14 protein-coding genes are annotated in these 15,117 nt (G+C 61.1%); 11 read left to right on the top strand and 3 right to left on the bottom strand.

The genetic code is table 11. From position 1 onward, the window contains the following. Positions 1-133 precede the first annotated feature (133 nt). The gene (gene tusA / locus CKW07_RS00540) at positions 134-385 is read right to left on the bottom strand and encodes a sulfurtransferase TusA (RefSeq protein WP_095082256.1); all 252 of its coding nucleotides are present in this window, start codon (positions 383-385) and stop codon (positions 134-136) included. A gap of 121 nt (positions 386-506) precedes the next feature. After that, on the bottom strand, positions 507-1,580 hold the full coding sequence (gene rlmM / locus CKW07_RS00535) for a 23S rRNA (cytidine(2498)-2'-O)-methyltransferase RlmM (RefSeq protein WP_095143116.1): 1,074 nt from the start codon (positions 1,578-1,580) through the stop codon (positions 507-509). 198 nt (positions 1,581-1,778) lie between these two features. Here rlmM and acnA point away from each other — a divergent pair, with 198 nt between their 5' ends. From acnA to CKW07_RS00520, 3 genes are all read left to right on the top strand, one after another. Beyond that, the gene (gene acnA, locus CKW07_RS00530) at positions 1,779-4,520 is read left to right on the top strand and encodes an aconitate hydratase AcnA (protein ID WP_095143115.1); all 2,742 of its coding nucleotides are present in this window, start codon (positions 1,779-1,781) and stop codon (positions 4,518-4,520) included. A gap of 107 nt (positions 4,521-4,627) precedes the next feature. Next, the gene (locus tag CKW07_RS00525) at positions 4,628-5,419 is read left to right on the top strand and encodes a CPBP family intramembrane glutamic endopeptidase (RefSeq protein WP_095143114.1); all 792 of its coding nucleotides are present in this window, start codon (positions 4,628-4,630) and stop codon (positions 5,417-5,419) included. A 103-nt stretch (positions 5,420-5,522) separates the two neighbouring features. Continuing rightward, entirely contained in the window at positions 5,523-7,088 is a 1,566-nt protein-coding gene (locus CKW07_RS00520) for a PAS domain-containing methyl-accepting chemotaxis protein (RefSeq protein WP_095143113.1), read from the top strand. Between the two features lie 125 nt (positions 7,089-7,213). On the opposite strand, the gene CKW07_RS00515 is transcribed toward CKW07_RS00520, so the two are convergent. Beyond that, positions 7,214-7,906 (bottom strand): alpha/beta family hydrolase, encoded by a 693-nt coding sequence (locus tag CKW07_RS00515; protein WP_095143112.1) that lies wholly within the window; start codon positions 7,904-7,906, stop codon positions 7,214-7,216. Between the two features lie 97 nt (positions 7,907-8,003). Between CKW07_RS00515 and ccoN (CKW07_RS00510) the strand changes: the two genes are divergently transcribed. From ccoN (CKW07_RS00510) to ccoP (CKW07_RS00475), 8 genes are all read left to right on the top strand, one after another. After that, a complete protein-coding gene (ccoN, locus tag CKW07_RS00510) occupies positions 8,004-9,428 on the top strand; it encodes a cytochrome-c oxidase, cbb3-type subunit I (RefSeq protein ID WP_095143111.1) in 1,425 nt (474 codons plus the stop codon). Between the two features lie 10 nt (positions 9,429-9,438). After that, positions 9,439-10,047, top strand: coding sequence for a cytochrome-c oxidase, cbb3-type subunit II (ccoO, locus tag CKW07_RS00505; RefSeq protein ID WP_095143110.1), 609 nt, complete (start codon positions 9,439-9,441; stop codon positions 10,045-10,047). 3 nt (positions 10,048-10,050) lie between these two features. Then, complete coding sequence (locus tag CKW07_RS00500) at positions 10,051-10,260, top strand: cbb3-type cytochrome c oxidase subunit 3 (RefSeq protein WP_095082245.1); 210 nt, start codon at positions 10,051-10,053, stop codon at positions 10,258-10,260. After that, positions 10,257-11,195 carry a cytochrome-c oxidase, cbb3-type subunit III gene (gene ccoP / locus CKW07_RS00495; RefSeq protein WP_095143109.1) on the top strand — a complete coding sequence of 313 codons (939 nt, stop codon included), beginning with the start codon at positions 10,257-10,259 and terminating at the stop codon, positions 11,193-11,195. The genes CKW07_RS00500 and ccoP (CKW07_RS00495) overlap by 4 nt, the downstream gene beginning before the upstream one ends. 529 nt (positions 11,196-11,724) lie before the next feature. Continuing rightward, positions 11,725-13,167, top strand: coding sequence for a cytochrome-c oxidase, cbb3-type subunit I (ccoN, locus tag CKW07_RS00490; protein ID WP_095143108.1), 1,443 nt, complete (start codon positions 11,725-11,727; stop codon positions 13,165-13,167). Then, positions 13,167-13,775 (top strand): cytochrome-c oxidase, cbb3-type subunit II, encoded by a 609-nt coding sequence (gene ccoO / locus CKW07_RS00485; RefSeq protein WP_095082242.1) that lies wholly within the window; start codon positions 13,167-13,169, stop codon positions 13,773-13,775. The genes ccoN (CKW07_RS00490) and ccoO (CKW07_RS00485) overlap by 1 nt, the downstream gene beginning before the upstream one ends. A 5-nt stretch (positions 13,776-13,780) precedes the next feature. Further along, the gene (locus CKW07_RS00480; protein WP_003175465.1) at positions 13,781-13,966 is read left to right on the top strand and encodes a CcoQ/FixQ family Cbb3-type cytochrome c oxidase assembly chaperone; all 186 of its coding nucleotides are present in this window, start codon (positions 13,781-13,783) and stop codon (positions 13,964-13,966) included. Continuing rightward, positions 13,963-14,940 (top strand): cytochrome-c oxidase, cbb3-type subunit III, encoded by a 978-nt coding sequence (gene ccoP, locus CKW07_RS00475; protein ID WP_095143107.1) that lies wholly within the window; start codon positions 13,963-13,965, stop codon positions 14,938-14,940. The genes CKW07_RS00480 and ccoP (CKW07_RS00475) overlap by 4 nt, the downstream gene beginning before the upstream one ends. Positions 14,941-15,117 lie beyond the last annotated feature (177 nt).

Raw genomic sequence — 15,117 nt, 5'->3', positions numbered from 1 at the left:
AGCCGGTCGACGTTCGAGCGCTCGCGATGAACTCCAGAGCAACGCGTTTACCCAGAAAATACGCGTTATCGTTGACGTCCATCGCGAGCGCGCTCGCTCCTACACGTCTGACTGGCAGCTCTACAAACGCTGGCTAAACGGACTTTTTGCGAATCCAGTACAGAAAGGTTCCGGCGTCTTCATGCTGCCCGACCAGCTCATGGTCCAGAAACACGCAAAACTTGGGAATGTCGCGACGGGTCGACGGATCAGTGGCAATCACCTTGAGCAGGCCGCCAGGCACCAGGTCGCGGATGTGCTGGTGCAGCATCATCACCGGTTCCGGGCAATTGAGGCCAGTGGCGTCGAGGGTGCCGTCTACCGGCGCATTGATCATTTCACTCATGGTTAACTCCTGAAACTGGCCGGCATTGTCGCGCAAAACCGGATGCGTTAACAGCGCATGCAAACTGTACCTGTGGCGAGGGAGCTGGCTCCCCTCGCCACAAAAGCCTGGTCCGCGGGAATTAGCGTCTCTTCGGCTTGCTCACATCATGCCGACGCAAATGACAGGTCACTTCCTCACGGTCGTGGTACAGCTGCTTGCAACCGATGTCGACCTTGATGCCACGTGCCTTGAAGCCGTCCTCGATACGCTCGAGCAGGCGCTTCACTTCAGCGTAACGCTGTTTCATCGGCAGCTTCAGGTTGACCACCGCTTCGCGGCAATGTCCGTCGCCGATCCACTCTTCCAGCATCGCCGCGTTGCGCGCCGGTTTCTCGACAATGTCGCAGACCATCCAGTCCACCGGCTGTTTGGGCTTGAAGGTAAAACCGTCGGCCATCAAGTGCTGCACCAGCCCGGTGTCCATCAGGCTTTCGGCCATCGGGCCGTTGTCGATGGCGGTCACCAGCATGCCGCGGTTGACCAACTGCCAGGTCCAGCCGCCAGGGGCGGCACCCAGGTCGACGCCAGTCATGTCACTGTGCAGGCGCTCGTCCCACTGATCACGCGGGATGAAGTGGTGCCAGGCCTCTTCCAGCTTCAAGGTGGAGCGGCTTGGCGCTTCACGGGGGAACTTCAAGCGCGGAATGCCCATCGGCCACATGGCCGAGTTGTTGGCCTCGGCCAGGCCCATGAACACTTCACGGCCGCTTTTGAAGGTCAGCAACAGACGCGGCTTGTGGGCATCTTCCACCAGCTTGCCGGCGGCCATCAGTGCCTTGCGCAGATGGACTTCGAACTTTCTGCAGAAGTTCGACAGTTCTTTGCCGTCGTTGGTGTCGACCATTTCCAGCCACAGGCTGCCGCACACCGGGAAATCCGCCATGTGCGCCAGGATCACGCTGATGCGGTCGGTTTCCGGCAGGTCGATAAACATCCCACGGGCCCATTGCCGTGGAAAGATCAACTGCGAGAAACGCTGGCCGCGCATCAAGCGTTCGGCGCCGTCTTCTTCCGTGCAGACAAACTCGGCGCACGCAGCACCGGTCTTGGCCTTGGCATAACCGGCCACGTTCAAGCGCGCGGCGTGCTCGGCTATCTCGGAGCAGACTTCACCTTCGAAGCCTGGCCGGCAATGCATAAAGAGGATGTTCATTAAATCTCCTGGGCAAATGCGCGCAAACTTGCCCTGTAGCAAAGCCTGTCACGAAAACCGGCGCATGATAGCTGACTTCGCAACGCTGGACCTGCCCATAGAGTCCGGTTATTAGCCAGCTACTTGAAACAGGGCTAGGTTTAAAGCTCTGTCCGTCCCGCCTGTCCGTAGCCGTGCGGACCCAAAGGAGTCATTTCAATGCCGTCCCTCGATAGCCTGAAAACCCTTGAGACACTGGAAATAGACGACAAGACCTACCACTATTTCAGCCTCCCGCACGCCGCCAGGAGCCTGGGCGATCTCGACAAACTACCGATGTCGCTCAAAGTCCTGCTGGAAAACCTGCTGCGCTGGGAGGACGACAAGACCGTCACTGGCACCGACCTCAAGGCCCTCGCCGACTGGCTCAAGGAACGCCGCAGCGACCGGGAAATCCAGTACCGCCCCGCACGGGTCCTGATGCAGGACTTCACCGGCGTCCCGGCGGTGGTCGACCTGGCCGCCATGCGCGCCGCCATGGCCAAGGCCGGTGGCGACCCGCAGCGGATCAATCCACTGTCACCGGTTGATCTGGTGATCGACCACTCGGTGATGGTCGACAAGTTCGCCAGTAGCCGCGCCTTTGAACAGAACGTCGACATCGAGATGCAGCGCAACGGCGAGCGTTATGCCTTCCTGCGCTGGGGGCAAAGTGCCTTCGACAACTTCAGCGTGGTCCCCCCCGGCACCGGTATCTGTCACCAGGTGAACCTGGAGTACCTGGGGCGCACGGTGTGGACCAAGGACGAAGACGGTCGCACCTATGCCTTCCCGGACACCCTGGTGGGCACCGACTCCCACACCACCATGATCAACGGCCTCGGCGTACTCGGCTGGGGCGTGGGCGGCATCGAGGCAGAGGCGGCGATGCTCGGCCAGCCCGTGTCGATGCTGATCCCGGAAGTGATCGGCTTCAAACTCACCGGCAAGCTCAAGGAAGGCATCACCGCCACCGACCTGGTGCTGACCGTCACCCAGATGCTGCGCAAGAAAGGCGTGGTGGGCAAATTCGTCGAATTCTATGGTGACGGCCTCGCCGATCTGCCGCTGGCCGACCGCGCGACCATCGCCAACATGGCCCCGGAGTACGGCGCCACCTGCGGGTTCTTCCCGGTGGACGAGGTGACGCTGGACTACCTGCGCCTGTCCGGCCGCCCCACGGCGGTGGTCAAGCTGGTGGAGGCCTACTGCAAGGTCCAGGGCCTGTGGCGCCTGCCGGGCAAGGAACCGGTGTTCACCGACAGCCTGGCGCTGGACATGGGCAGCGTCGAAGCCAGCCTGGCGGGGCCGAAACGTCCACAGGACCGGGTGTCGCTGCCGAATGTCGGCCAGGCGTTCAACGACTTCCTCGGGCTACAGATCAAACCCACCAGCAAGGAAGAAAGTCGCCTGGAGAGCGAAGGCGGCGGTGGCGTTGCCGTGGGCAATGCCGACCTGATCGGTGAGGCTGACTACCATTTTGAGGGCTACACCCACCGCCTGAAAAACGGCGCCGTGGTGATTGCCGCCATCACCTCCTGCACCAACACCTCCAACCCGAGCGTGATGATGGCGGCAGGCCTGTTGGCAAAAAAAGCCGTGGAAAAAGGCCTCAAGCGCAAACCCTGGGTCAAGAGTTCGCTGGCCCCCGGTTCCAAGGTGGTCACCGACTACTACAAGGCTGCGGGCCTGACCCAGTACCTCGACCAACTGGGTTTTGCCTTGGTCGGCTATGGCTGTACCACCTGCATCGGCAACTCCGGACCGCTGCCCGAACCGATTGAAAAAGCCATCCAGAGCTCTGACCTCACCGTGGCCTCGGTCCTGTCCGGCAACCGCAACTTCGAAGGCCGGGTGCATCCGCTGGTGAAAACCAACTGGCTGGCCTCCCCGCCCCTGGTGGTGGCCTATGCTTTGGCCGGCACCGTACGCATCGATATCAGCAGCGAGTCCCTGGGCAATGACAAGGACGGCAACCCGGTCTACCTGCGGGACATCTGGCCCAGCACCCAGGAGATTGCCGACGCGGTGAATCAGGTCAACACCGCCATGTTCCACAAGGAGTACGCCGAAGTCTTTACCGGCGACGCACAGTGGCAAGCCATCCAGGTGCCGCAGGCCGCCACTTATGTCTGGCAGAAGGACTCGACCTACATCCAGCACCCGCCGTTCTTCGACGACATCGCCGGCCCCCTGCCGGTGATTCAGGACATCAGCGGCGCCCGGGTCCTGGCCCTGCTCGGCGACTCGGTGACCACCGACCACATCTCCCCCGCTGGCAACATCAAGGTCGACAGCCCGGCCGGCCACTACCTGCGCGCACAAGGCGTGGAGCCGCGAGACTTCAACTCCTATGGCTCACGGCGCGGCAATCATGAGGTGATGATGCGCGGCACCTTCGCCAATATCCGGATCCGCAACGAAATGCTCGGTGGCGAAGAAGGCGGCAACACCTTGCACATTCCCAGTGGCGAGAAGCTGGCCATCTACGATGCCGCCATGCGCTATCAAGCCGAGGGCACCCCGCTGGTGGTAATCGCAGGCCAGGAATACGGCACCGGCTCCAGCCGCGACTGGGCCGCCAAGGGCACCAATCTTCTGGGGGTCAAGGCGGTCATCGCCGAAAGCTTCGAGCGGATCCACCGCTCCAACCTGGTGGGCATGGGCGTCCTGCCGCTGCAGTTCAAGCTCGACCAGAACCGCAAGAGCCTCAACCTCACGGGCAAAGAGACATTCAGCATTGAGGGCCTGAGCCAGGTCGAGCTCACGCCACGAATGAACCTGCCCCTGGTGATCACCCGTGAGGACGGCAGCAGCGAAAAAATCGAAGTGCTGTGCCGGATCGACACCCTCAACGAAGTGGAATACTTCAAGGCCGGAGGGATTTTGCACTACGTGTTGCGACAATTGATTGCCTCATAACACCCCTCCCACAAAGACACCGCCTCAGGGCGGTGTTTTTGTAGGTTCGCTGTTTATAATTGCGCCCCCGCAAACACCCCCGCCCCGTAGGCGCGTAAGGACTGCACATGCTTGCCTTGCCATGGACGTACCTGGCACTCCTCTCCATGGGTTACGGCATGGCGCTGGCCTATGGTCGACTCGGCGGGTTGGCCGTCATCTCCTTCAGCCTGTTGCTGTTCGCCGGTTATGCCGTACATCAGCGACAGGTGCTCATCGGTCGCTACCTGGGCCACGCCTTGTTCATCGTGATGACCCTGGCGCTGGCGCTGCACTGGCTGCCCGGTTTCTACAATGGCCGCGGGATCAACCCGCAGCGCTTCACGGACGACGCCGTCACCTTCGTCCTGTACCTGAATCTGGACAAGCCACTGATCGGCTTCTGGCTGTTGCTGGTCTGCCCGTGGATCGTCGGCCGGCGCTCGCTGCCCCAGGCCATTCGCGCCACAGCCGCGGCATTGATCTTGAGCGCAACGCTGGGTCTTGGCGGCGCGCTGTTGCTGGGCATGATCAACTGGGCACCAAAATGGCCAGACCAGGCCTGGTTGTGGGTGCTCAACAATCTGTTGCTGGTGACCCTGGTCGAGGAAGCCCTGTTTCGTGGCTACATTCAAGGTGGCCTGAGCCGGCACTTCAAGCACCTGCCTTATGGCGAGCACCTGGCGTTGCTGCTCGCCTCGTTGTTGTTCGGCCTGGCGCACCTGGGCGCGGGCTGGCAGTGGGTGCTGCTCGCGGGCCTGGCCGGCGTCGGTTATGGCCTGGCCTACCGCTTCGGCGGACTGGCTGCTGCGATCGCCACGCATTTTGGCTTGAACCTGCTGCATTTCGGCTTGTTCAGCTACCCGATGCTCGCCCACTGACGCATCGGTCGTTTTGCGACGCAGTGCCAACAATTGAAAAAAATTTTCAATAATTCGCCCGCCATGCCGACACCCTGTCAAAGCCTTGCGGATTGAAAAAGCCATGCGTAATAACCAGCCCATTACACAACGCGAACGGACCTTCCCGGCTCAGCAACGGTTGATTTCCACAACCGATGCCAAGGGCGTGATCACCTACTGCAATGACGCCTTCGTCGAGATCAGCGGGTTTTCTCGTGAGGAGCTGATCCGTGCATCGCACAACCTGGTCCGTCACCCCGACGTTCCGGCAGCGGTGTTCGCGCACATGTGGGGCACACTGAAACAAGGCTTGCCATGGATGGGCATTGTCAAGAATCGCTGCAAGACCGGTGACCACTACTGGGTGAACGCCTATGTCACACCGGTGTTCGACGGCAATCAGGTGGTCGGTTACGAGTCGGTGCGGGTCAAGCCCACCGCTGAACAGATCCGCCGCGCCGAAGCGCTCTATCAACGCATCAACCAGGGCAAGTCGGCTATCCCTAAACGCGACACATGGTTGCCGGTGTTGCAGGACTGGCTGCCGTTCATTCTGGTCAGCCAGTTGAGCTTCATGATCGGCGCCACGCTGAACTCGCAATGGGGCTTTGCCCTGGCCGCCGGCCTTTGCGTGCCACTGGGCTTGCTGGGGCTGGGTTGGCAACAACGCGGCATCAAGCGCCTGCTGCGCCTGGCCGAACAGACCACCTCCGACCCGCTGATCGCCCAGATGTACACCGACAGCCGCGGTGCCCAGGCGCGCCTGGAGATGTCGATCCTCAGCCAGGAAGCTCGCCTCAGGACCTGCCTGACCCGTCTGCAGGACACCGCCGAGCACCTGACCGACCAGGCGCGCCAATCCGATACCCTGGCACACAACAGTTCCAGCGGCCTGGAGCGCCAGCGCGTCGAAACCGAACAAGTGGCCACTGCCGTCAACCAGATGGCCGCGACCACCCAGGAAGTTGCCAGCCACGTGCAGCGCACGGCGGACGCCACCCAGGAAGCCAACCGCCTGACCGGGCGCGGGCGTGACATCGCCGGCGAAACCCGCGACGCCATTCAGCGCCTGTCGGCGGTGGTGGGAGAGACCGGCCTCACCGTCACCCAGCTGGCCAAGGACAGCGACGAAATCGGTGGTGTGGTCGATGTGATCAAAGGCATTGCCGACCAGACCAACCTGCTGGCCTTGAACGCCGCCATCGAAGCGGCTCGCGCCGGCGAGATGGGACGTGGCTTTGCGGTGGTGGCCGACGAAGTTCGACAGCTGGCACAACGCACCGCTGAATCGACCGGGCAGATCCACAGCCTGATCGCCAAGCTCCAGCAAACCGCCAGCACCGCGGTCCAGACCATGGAAGCCGGGCATCGCCAGGCTGAAGAAGGTGTGGCACGGGTCCTGGAAGCAGACCAGGCGCTAGTGGGCATCAGTGAAGCGGTGGCCAACATCACCGACATGACCACCCAGATCGCCGCCGCGACCGAAGAGCAGAGCGCGGTTGCCGAAGAGATCAGCCGCAACATCAGCAACATTTCCCAACTGGCCGACCACACCTCGGAACAGGCACAGAGCTCGGCACTGTTGAGTGAAGAGCTGACCAGGACAGCCAATACCCAGTACTCGTTGGTGGAGCGGTTTAACCGCTAGGCCTGTCACCCCCATCATTCCCACGCTCTGCGTGGGAATGCATCTTGTGACGCTCTGCGTCACCTCCAAAATCGGAACGCGGAGCGTCCCTGGCGGCGTCCCCACGCAGAGCGTGGGTACGATCATCACAAACCCTGTAAAAAGCCTGCGACCTTCGCAGCCGCCGCTTCCAGATGCTGCTCATGGCTAAACCCGGAAGCCTTCAACGGCTTCAAGTCATGATCCCCCGCCACCAGCCACATCAGCTCGATGTTCGGCGACAATGTGTAGCCTTCCACCGCCTGGCGGTTGCCCAGCGCATCCCTCTCCCCCTGCACAATCAAGGTCGGGGTCTTGAGCTCGGCCAGATGCTCCACCCGGGGTTTCTCCGGCTTGCCCACCGCATAAAACGGATAGCCCAGGCACACCAACCCGTCCGCGCCCAATTCATCGACCAGTAGACTGGCCATCCGCCCGCCCATGGACTTGCCACCTATCGCCAGACGCCCAGTGACATGGCGTCGCACCACGGCATACACCGCGCGCCAACACTCCAGCAGTTTCGGTGCAGGGTTGGGTGGGCGCTTGCCGCCGTCGATACGTCGCTGGGCCATGTACGGGAACTCGAAGCGCAGCACGTTGACGCCACGGGCGGCAAGGCGTGCAGCGATGTCAGTCATGAAATCGCTGTCCATCGGTGCGCCCGCACCATGGGCCAGGATCAGGGTCGGCGCTGCGCCCGACAGCGGCTCGCTGGCGCGATTCCACAGCCATCCCTGCTCGCGTACACACTGCGCCCATTGATCCCCGTCAATACTGGCCCCGTGCTCTTTGTCCATGCTTGCCTCGCTTTTAATCTGCCTATAACTCCAGGCGAAGGGAGCGTCATCGCCTTGCGCAGACGCCTCACTTCGGCTGAACCGTGGATGGGGAACCATGAACACTTCTTTAAGTACCGCCTATAACTACAAGGTGGTCCGCCAATTCGCCATTATGACGGTGGTGTGGGGCATCGTCGGCATGGGGCTCGGGGTTTTTCTCGCAGCTCAATTGGTCTGGCCCGAACTGAACTTCGATTTACCCTGGACCAGCTTCGGTCGCTTGCGCCCGCTGCACACCAACGCGGTGATCTTCGCCTTTGGCGGCTGCGCCCTGTTTGCCGCCTCGTTCTACTCCGTGCAACGCACCTGCCAGACCCAGCTGTTCGCGCCGAAAATCGCTGCCTTCACCTTCTGGGGCTGGCAATTGGTGATCGTACTGGCGGCCATCACCCTGCCACTGGGCTACACCAGCTCCAAGGAGTACGCCGAGCTGGAATGGCCGATCGATATCCTGATCACCATTGTCTGGGTCGCCTACGCCATCGTGTTCTTCGGCACGCTGATCAAGCGCAAGACCAAGCACATCTACGTCGGTAACTGGTTCTTCGGTGCCTTCATCATCACCGTCGCCATCCTGCACATCGTCAACAATGCCGAACTGCCGGTGAGCCTGACCAAGTCCTACTCCGCCTACGCCGGTGCAACCGATGCGATGGTGCAGTGGTGGTACGGCCACAACGCGGTCGGTTTCTTCCTGACCGCAGGCTTTCTGGGGATGATGTACTACTTCGTGCCGAAACAGGCCGAACGCCCGGTGTACTCCTATCGCCTGTCGATCGTGCACTTCTGGGCACTGATCACCCTGTACATCTGGGCCGGCCCTCACCACCTGCACTACACCGCCCTGCCGGACTGGGCCCAGTCCCTGGGCATGGTGATGTCGCTGATTCTGCTGGCACCAAGCTGGGGCGGCATGATCAACGGCATGATGACCCTGTCGGGTGCCTGGCATAAGCTGCGCAGCGACCCGATCCTGCGCTTTTTGGTGGTGTCCCTGGCGTTCTACGGCATGTCGACCTTCGAAGGCCCGATGATGGCCATCAAGACCGTCAACGCCCTCTCCCACTACACCGACTGGACCATCGGCCACGTACACGCCGGCGCCCTGGGCTGGGTAGCGATGATTTCCATCGGCGCGCTGTACCACATGATCCCGAAAATCTTCGGCCGCCAGCAGATGCACAGCCTCGGCCTGATCAACGCGCACTTCTGGCTCGCCACCATCGGCACCGTGCTCTACATCGCGTCGATGTGGGTCAACGGCATCGCCCAGGGCCTGATGTGGCGCGCGATCAACGAAGACGGCACGCTGACCTACTCCTTCGTCGAAACCCTGGTGGCCAGCCACCCTGGCTTCATCGTGCGGCTGGTGGGTGGCGCTATCTTCCTGAGCGGCATGTTCCTGATGGCCTACAACACCTGGCGCACCGTGCGTGAGGCACAACCAGCCGAAATCGCCGCCGCAGCGCAGATGGCCTGAGGAGTCCGCCATGAAACACGAAACGATTGAGAAAAACGTCGGCCTGCTCCTGCTGCTGATGGTGTTTGCGGTGAGCATCGGCGGTCTGACCCAGATCGTCCCGCTGTTCTTCCAGGACGTCACCAACAAGCCGGTCGCCGGCATGAAACCCTATACCGCCCTGCAACTGGAAGGCCGTGACATCTACATCCGCGAGGGTTGCGTACAGTGCCACTCGCAGATGGTCCGCCCGTTCCGCGCCGAGACCGAGCGCTACGGCCACTACTCGGTGGCCGGTGAAAGCGTCTGGGATCACCCGTTCCTGTGGGGTTCCAAGCGCACCGGTCCGGACCTGGCCCGTGTCGGCGGCCGCTACTCCGATGACTGGCACCGCGCGCACCTGTACAACCCGCGCAACGTGGTACCGGAATCGAAGATGCCCGCCTACCCGTGGCTGGTCACCCAGCCGGTGGACAGCAGCAACACCGAAACCAAGATCAAGGTCATGCGCACCCTTGGCGTTCCGTACACCGACGAAGACATCGCAGGCTCAGTCGCGACCCTCAAGGGCAAGACCGAGATGGACGCACTGGTCTCCTACCTGCAAGTGCTGGGCACTGCGATCAAGAGCAAGAGGTGAGCCATGGGTTTTGAACTCGATACAGGAATGATCCGCGGCCTGGGTACGCTGGTGGTGATGATCGCCTTCATCGGCCTGTCGCTGTGGGTGTTCAACAGCAAACGCAATCCGGAGTTCGCCCAGGCACGGCTGCTGCCGTTCGCCGACGAGCCGCTGATTCAACCAGATGACGCTCACTCTCAAGAGCCTGCAACAAGGAGCATTCGGCCATGACGACCTTCTGGAGTACGTGGATCTGCGTACTGACCATCGGCAGCCTGATCGGCCTGACCTGGCTGTTGATCGGCACCCGCAAGGGCGAAACCAAGGGCAGTGTCGACCAGACCATGGGCCATGCCTTCGACGGCATCGAGGAATACGACAATCCATTGCCACAATGGTGGTTCCTGTTGTTCGCCGGCACCCTGGTGTTTGCCGTCGGCTACCTGATCCTCTATCCGGGCCTGGGTAACTGGAAAGGCATCTTGCCCGGTTACGAGAACGGCTGGACGGGCGCCCACGAGTGGGAAAAGGAAATGGCCAAGGCCGACGCGAAGTTCGGGCCGATCTTCGCCAAGTTTGCAGCCATGCCCGTGGAAGAAGTGGCAAAAGACCCACAAGCACTGAAAATGGGCGGTCGCCTGTTCGCCTCCAACTGCTCGGTGTGCCACGGTTCGGACGCCAAGGGTGCGTTCGGCTTCCCTAACCTGGCCGACAGCGCCTGGCGCTGGGGCGGCAGTGCCGACGCCATCAAGACCACCATCATGGGTGGCCGGATGGCGGCGATGCCGGCCTGGGGTGAAGTGCTGGGCGATGCCGGGGTGAAAAACGTCGCCGCTTATGTTCGTCATGAACTGGCCGGCCTGCCGCTGCCGGCCGACAACGGCGCCGACCTTGTCGCCGGACAGCAAGCGTTCAGCACCACTTGCGTAGCGTGTCACGGAGCAAAAGGCCAGGGCATGGAAATGATGGGCGCGCCCAACCTGACACAACCGGCGGCGTTCATCTACGGCACTAGCCTGGCCCAGCTGCAACAGACCATTCGCCATGGTCGCCAGGGGCACATGCCGGCGCAGAACGAACTGCTGGGCAACGACAAGGTGCAACTGCTGGCCGCTTATGTGTATAGCTTGAGCAGCGACAAGCCTCAAGCTGCAAGCGGTAAGTAAGAGGAGCAGTTGCAAGCGGTAAGCTACAAGCCGCAAGCAAAAGCAAAAGCAAAAGCTGCAAGCGACGAGATCCCTCTTGAAGCTTGCAGCTGCCCCCCCTTTGCGACCCATTGTCGCACCCCTCAAGGGTCCGCCTTTCCGTTCGGTGGATTCACGTCTAAGCTTGCTCCGAAGCGGACTGGCAACAGCCGGTCACAGGTCAACCGTACCGGATGCGTTCGACGAATCTGTTCGATGACAGGCCGCAAAGGCTGGTAGTTACCGGCTGTCGCGCAAGTTGCCGTCTGTCACCTGCGCGCTTCGTTTGAACACGCCTAGCTACAACCGACCCGACCCCCTCGCCTTTTCCGTCCGCCGAGACATTTTGCCCCCAGGCAATTTTGTCCCTACGCGGCGCATGGAAAGGCCGCAGAATCAGCTTTTGAAAGCATTGACCCAGGTCATGGCGCGTTGCAATGACCCCCCGCTTTCTCCATACTTGCGGCCGATTTTTATCCCTAATAAAACACCCAAACCGTGGAACCTTAGAATGAGCACAGCAATCAGTCCGACTGCTTATAACTATAAGGTAGTCCGCCAGTTCGCCATCATGACGGTGGTCTGGGGGATCCTTGGCATGGGGCTCGGTGTCTTCATCGCCTCGCAACTGGTCTGGCCGGAGTTGAACTTCGACCTGCCGTGGACGAGCTTTGGACGCCTGCGCCCACTGCACACCAACCTGGTGATTTTCGCCTTCGGTGGATGTGCATTGTTTGCCACTTCTTATTACGTCGTGCAGCGAACCTGCCAAACGCGACTGATTTCCGACAGCCTCGCGGCCTTCACCTTCTGGGGCTGGCAAGCGGTGATTGTCGGTGCAGGCATCTCCTTGCCATTGGGTTACACCACCAGCAAGGAATACGCCGAACTGGAATGGCCTATTGCCATTCTGCTGGCCATCGTCTGGGTCACCTACGGTCTGGTGTTCTTCGGCACCATCGTCAAGCGCAAGACCAAGCACATCTATGTGGGCAACTGGTTCTACGGTGCCTTCATCGTCGTGACGGCGATGCTGCACATCGTCAACCACGCCTCCCTGCCGGTCAGCTTCTTCAAGTCCTACTCGGCCTACGCCGGTGCGACCGATGCCATGATCCAGTGGTGGTACGGCCACAACGCGGTAGGTTTCTTCCTGACCACCGGCTTCCTGGGGATGATGTACTACTTCGTGCCTAAACAGGCCGAGCGTCCGATCTACTCCTATCGCCTGTCGATCGTGCACTTCTGGGCACTGATCACCCTGTACATCTGGGCCGGCCCTCACCACCTGCATTACACCGCACTGCCGGACTGGGCTCAGTCCCTGGGCATGGCGATGTCGATCATCCTGCTGGCACCGAGCTGGGGCGGCATGATCAACGGCATGATGACCCTGTCGGGCGCCTGGCATAAGCTGCGCACCGACCCGATCCTGCGTTTCCTGGTCGTATCCCTGGCGTTCTACGGCATGTCGACCTTCGAAGGCCCGATGATGGCCATCAAGACCGTCAACTCGCTGTCTCACTACACTGACTGGACCATCGGCCACGTACACGCCGGTGCCTTGGGCTGGGTAGCGATGATCTCGATCGGCGCCATCTACCACATGATCCCGAAACTGTTCGGTCGCCAGCAGATGCACAGCACCGGCCTGATCAACACCCACTTCTGGCTCGCGACCATCGGTACCGTGCTCTACATCGCCTCGATGTGGGTAAACGGCATCACCCAGGGCCTGATGTGGCGTGCAATCAACGACGACGGCACCCTGACCTACTCGTTCGTTGAAGCGCTGCAAGCCAGCCATCCTGGTTTCATCGTTCGCGCCCTGGGCGGTGCATTCTTCGCCACCGGCATGCTGTTCATGGCCTACAACGTATTCCGTACCGTACGCGCCTCGAACCCGGCTGAAGCCAAAGCCGCCGAACAGATTGCCGTAGTTGGAGCTCACTGATGAAGCATGAAGCAGTCGAGAAGAATATTGGCCTGCTGGCCTTCTTCATGGTCATCGCCGTCAGCATTGGCGGCCTGACCCAGATCGTTCCGCTGTTTTTCCAGGACGTCACCAACAAGCCGGTCGAGGGCATGAAGCCGCGTACCGCCCTTGAACTGGAAGGCCGCGACATTTATATCGCCAACGGTTGTGTCGGCTGCCACTCGCAGATGATCCGTCCGTTTCGCGCTGAAACCGAACGTTATGGCCACTACTCGGTAGCCGGTGAAAGCGTTTGGGACCACCCGTTCCTGTGGGGTTCCAAGCGTACCGGTCCGGACCTGGCCCGCGTAGGCGGTCGTTACTCCGATGACTGGCAGCGTGCGCACTTGTACAACCCGCGCAACGTTGTACCCGAGTCGAAAATGCCGGGTTACCCGTTCCTCGTGGAAAACAAGCTCGACGGCAAAGACACCGCGAAGAAAATGGAAGTCTTGCGTACGCTCGGCGTCCCTTACACCGACGAAGACATCGCCGGTGCAAAAGACGCAGTGAAGGGCAAAACCGAAATGGACGCGCTGGTGGCCTATCTGCAAGGCCTGGGCACCATCATCAAAAGCAAACGGTGATTTAGATGGATATCGGGATGATTCGTGGCCTGGGCACCGTTGTCGTGATGGTTGCCTTTATCGGTCTGGCCCTGTGGGTGTTCAGCCCCAAGCGCAAGTCCGAGTTTGAAGACGCGACCTTGCTGCCTTTCGCGGATGATCCCGAAGCCATCAAGCACGTCGAGCAAGCTTCTAGGAGTAACAAAGAATGACTACGTTCTGGAGTCTGTACGTCACAGTCCTCAGTCTGGGTACCATCTTCGCCCTGACCTGGCTGTTGCTGTCGACCCGCAAGGGCCAGCGCAGCGAACAGACAGATGAGAAGGTTGGCCACTCCTTCGACGGGATCGAGGAGTACGACAACCCGCTGCCGAAATGGTGGTTCATGCTGTTCGTCGGCACCATCGTCTTCGCCCTCGGCTATCTGGTCCTGTACCCGGGCCTGGGCAACTGGAAAGGTCTGCTGCCAGGTTACGCCTACCTGGATAACGACAAGAAAACCGAGTTCGCCAACGGCCAGTCTGGCTGGACCGGTGTTCACGAGTGGGAAAAGGAAATGGCCAAGTCGGACGCCAAGTTCGGTCCGATCTTCGCCAAGTTCGCCGCCATGCCGATTGAAGAAGTCGCCAAGGACCCGCAAGCCCTGAAGATGGGTGGCCGCCTGTTCGCCTCCAACTGCTCGGTCTGCCACGGCTCCGACGCCAAGGGCGCTTATGGCTTCCCTAACCTGACCGACGCCGACTGGCGCTGGGGCGGCGCACCGCAAGACATCAAGGCCACCATCATGGCCGGTCGTCACGCGGTAATGCCAGCCTGGGCCGACGTGATCGGCGAGCAAGGCGTCAGCGACGTGGCTGCATTTGTCCTGACCAACCTCGATGGCCGCAAACTGCCAGAAGGCGCGAAAGCCGATCCGGCTGCCGGCCAGAAGCTGTTCGCCACCAACTGCGCGGTCTGCCACGGTCCGGAAGGCAAAGGTACCCCGGCAATGGGCGCACCTAACCTGACCCACCCGGCAGCGTTCATCTACGGTTCGAGCTTCGCTCAACTGCAGCAGACCATCCGTTACGGCCGTCAGGGCCAGATGCCTGCGCAAGAGCAAATGCAGGGTAACGACAAGGTTCACCTGCTGGCCGCTTACGTCTACAGCCTGTCTCACGGTGAGAAGGCAGCGGACGCCGAGTAAGGCAAACGCTTGAAGCAGTAAAAAACGGCCCCGCCAATGAGAATTGGCGGGGCCGTTTGCATTTCCCGGTTATTTGAATACGCCGTACCGGTGGGCGGGATTCCCCGGGAGGCGGCAACCCTCCTTGACGCCAGCGCATCATCGGAGTGAACTACGCAAGTAACCGGTGTGCCGCGC

The sequence above is a fragment of the Pseudomonas sp. Irchel s3b6 genome (assembly GCF_900187415.1).
Taxonomy (GTDB): Bacteria; Pseudomonadota; Gammaproteobacteria; order Pseudomonadales; family Pseudomonadaceae; genus Aquipseudomonas.
The sequence above is the reverse complement of the archived record's forward strand: the minus strand, read 5'-3'. Positions and strand labels throughout refer to the sequence as shown.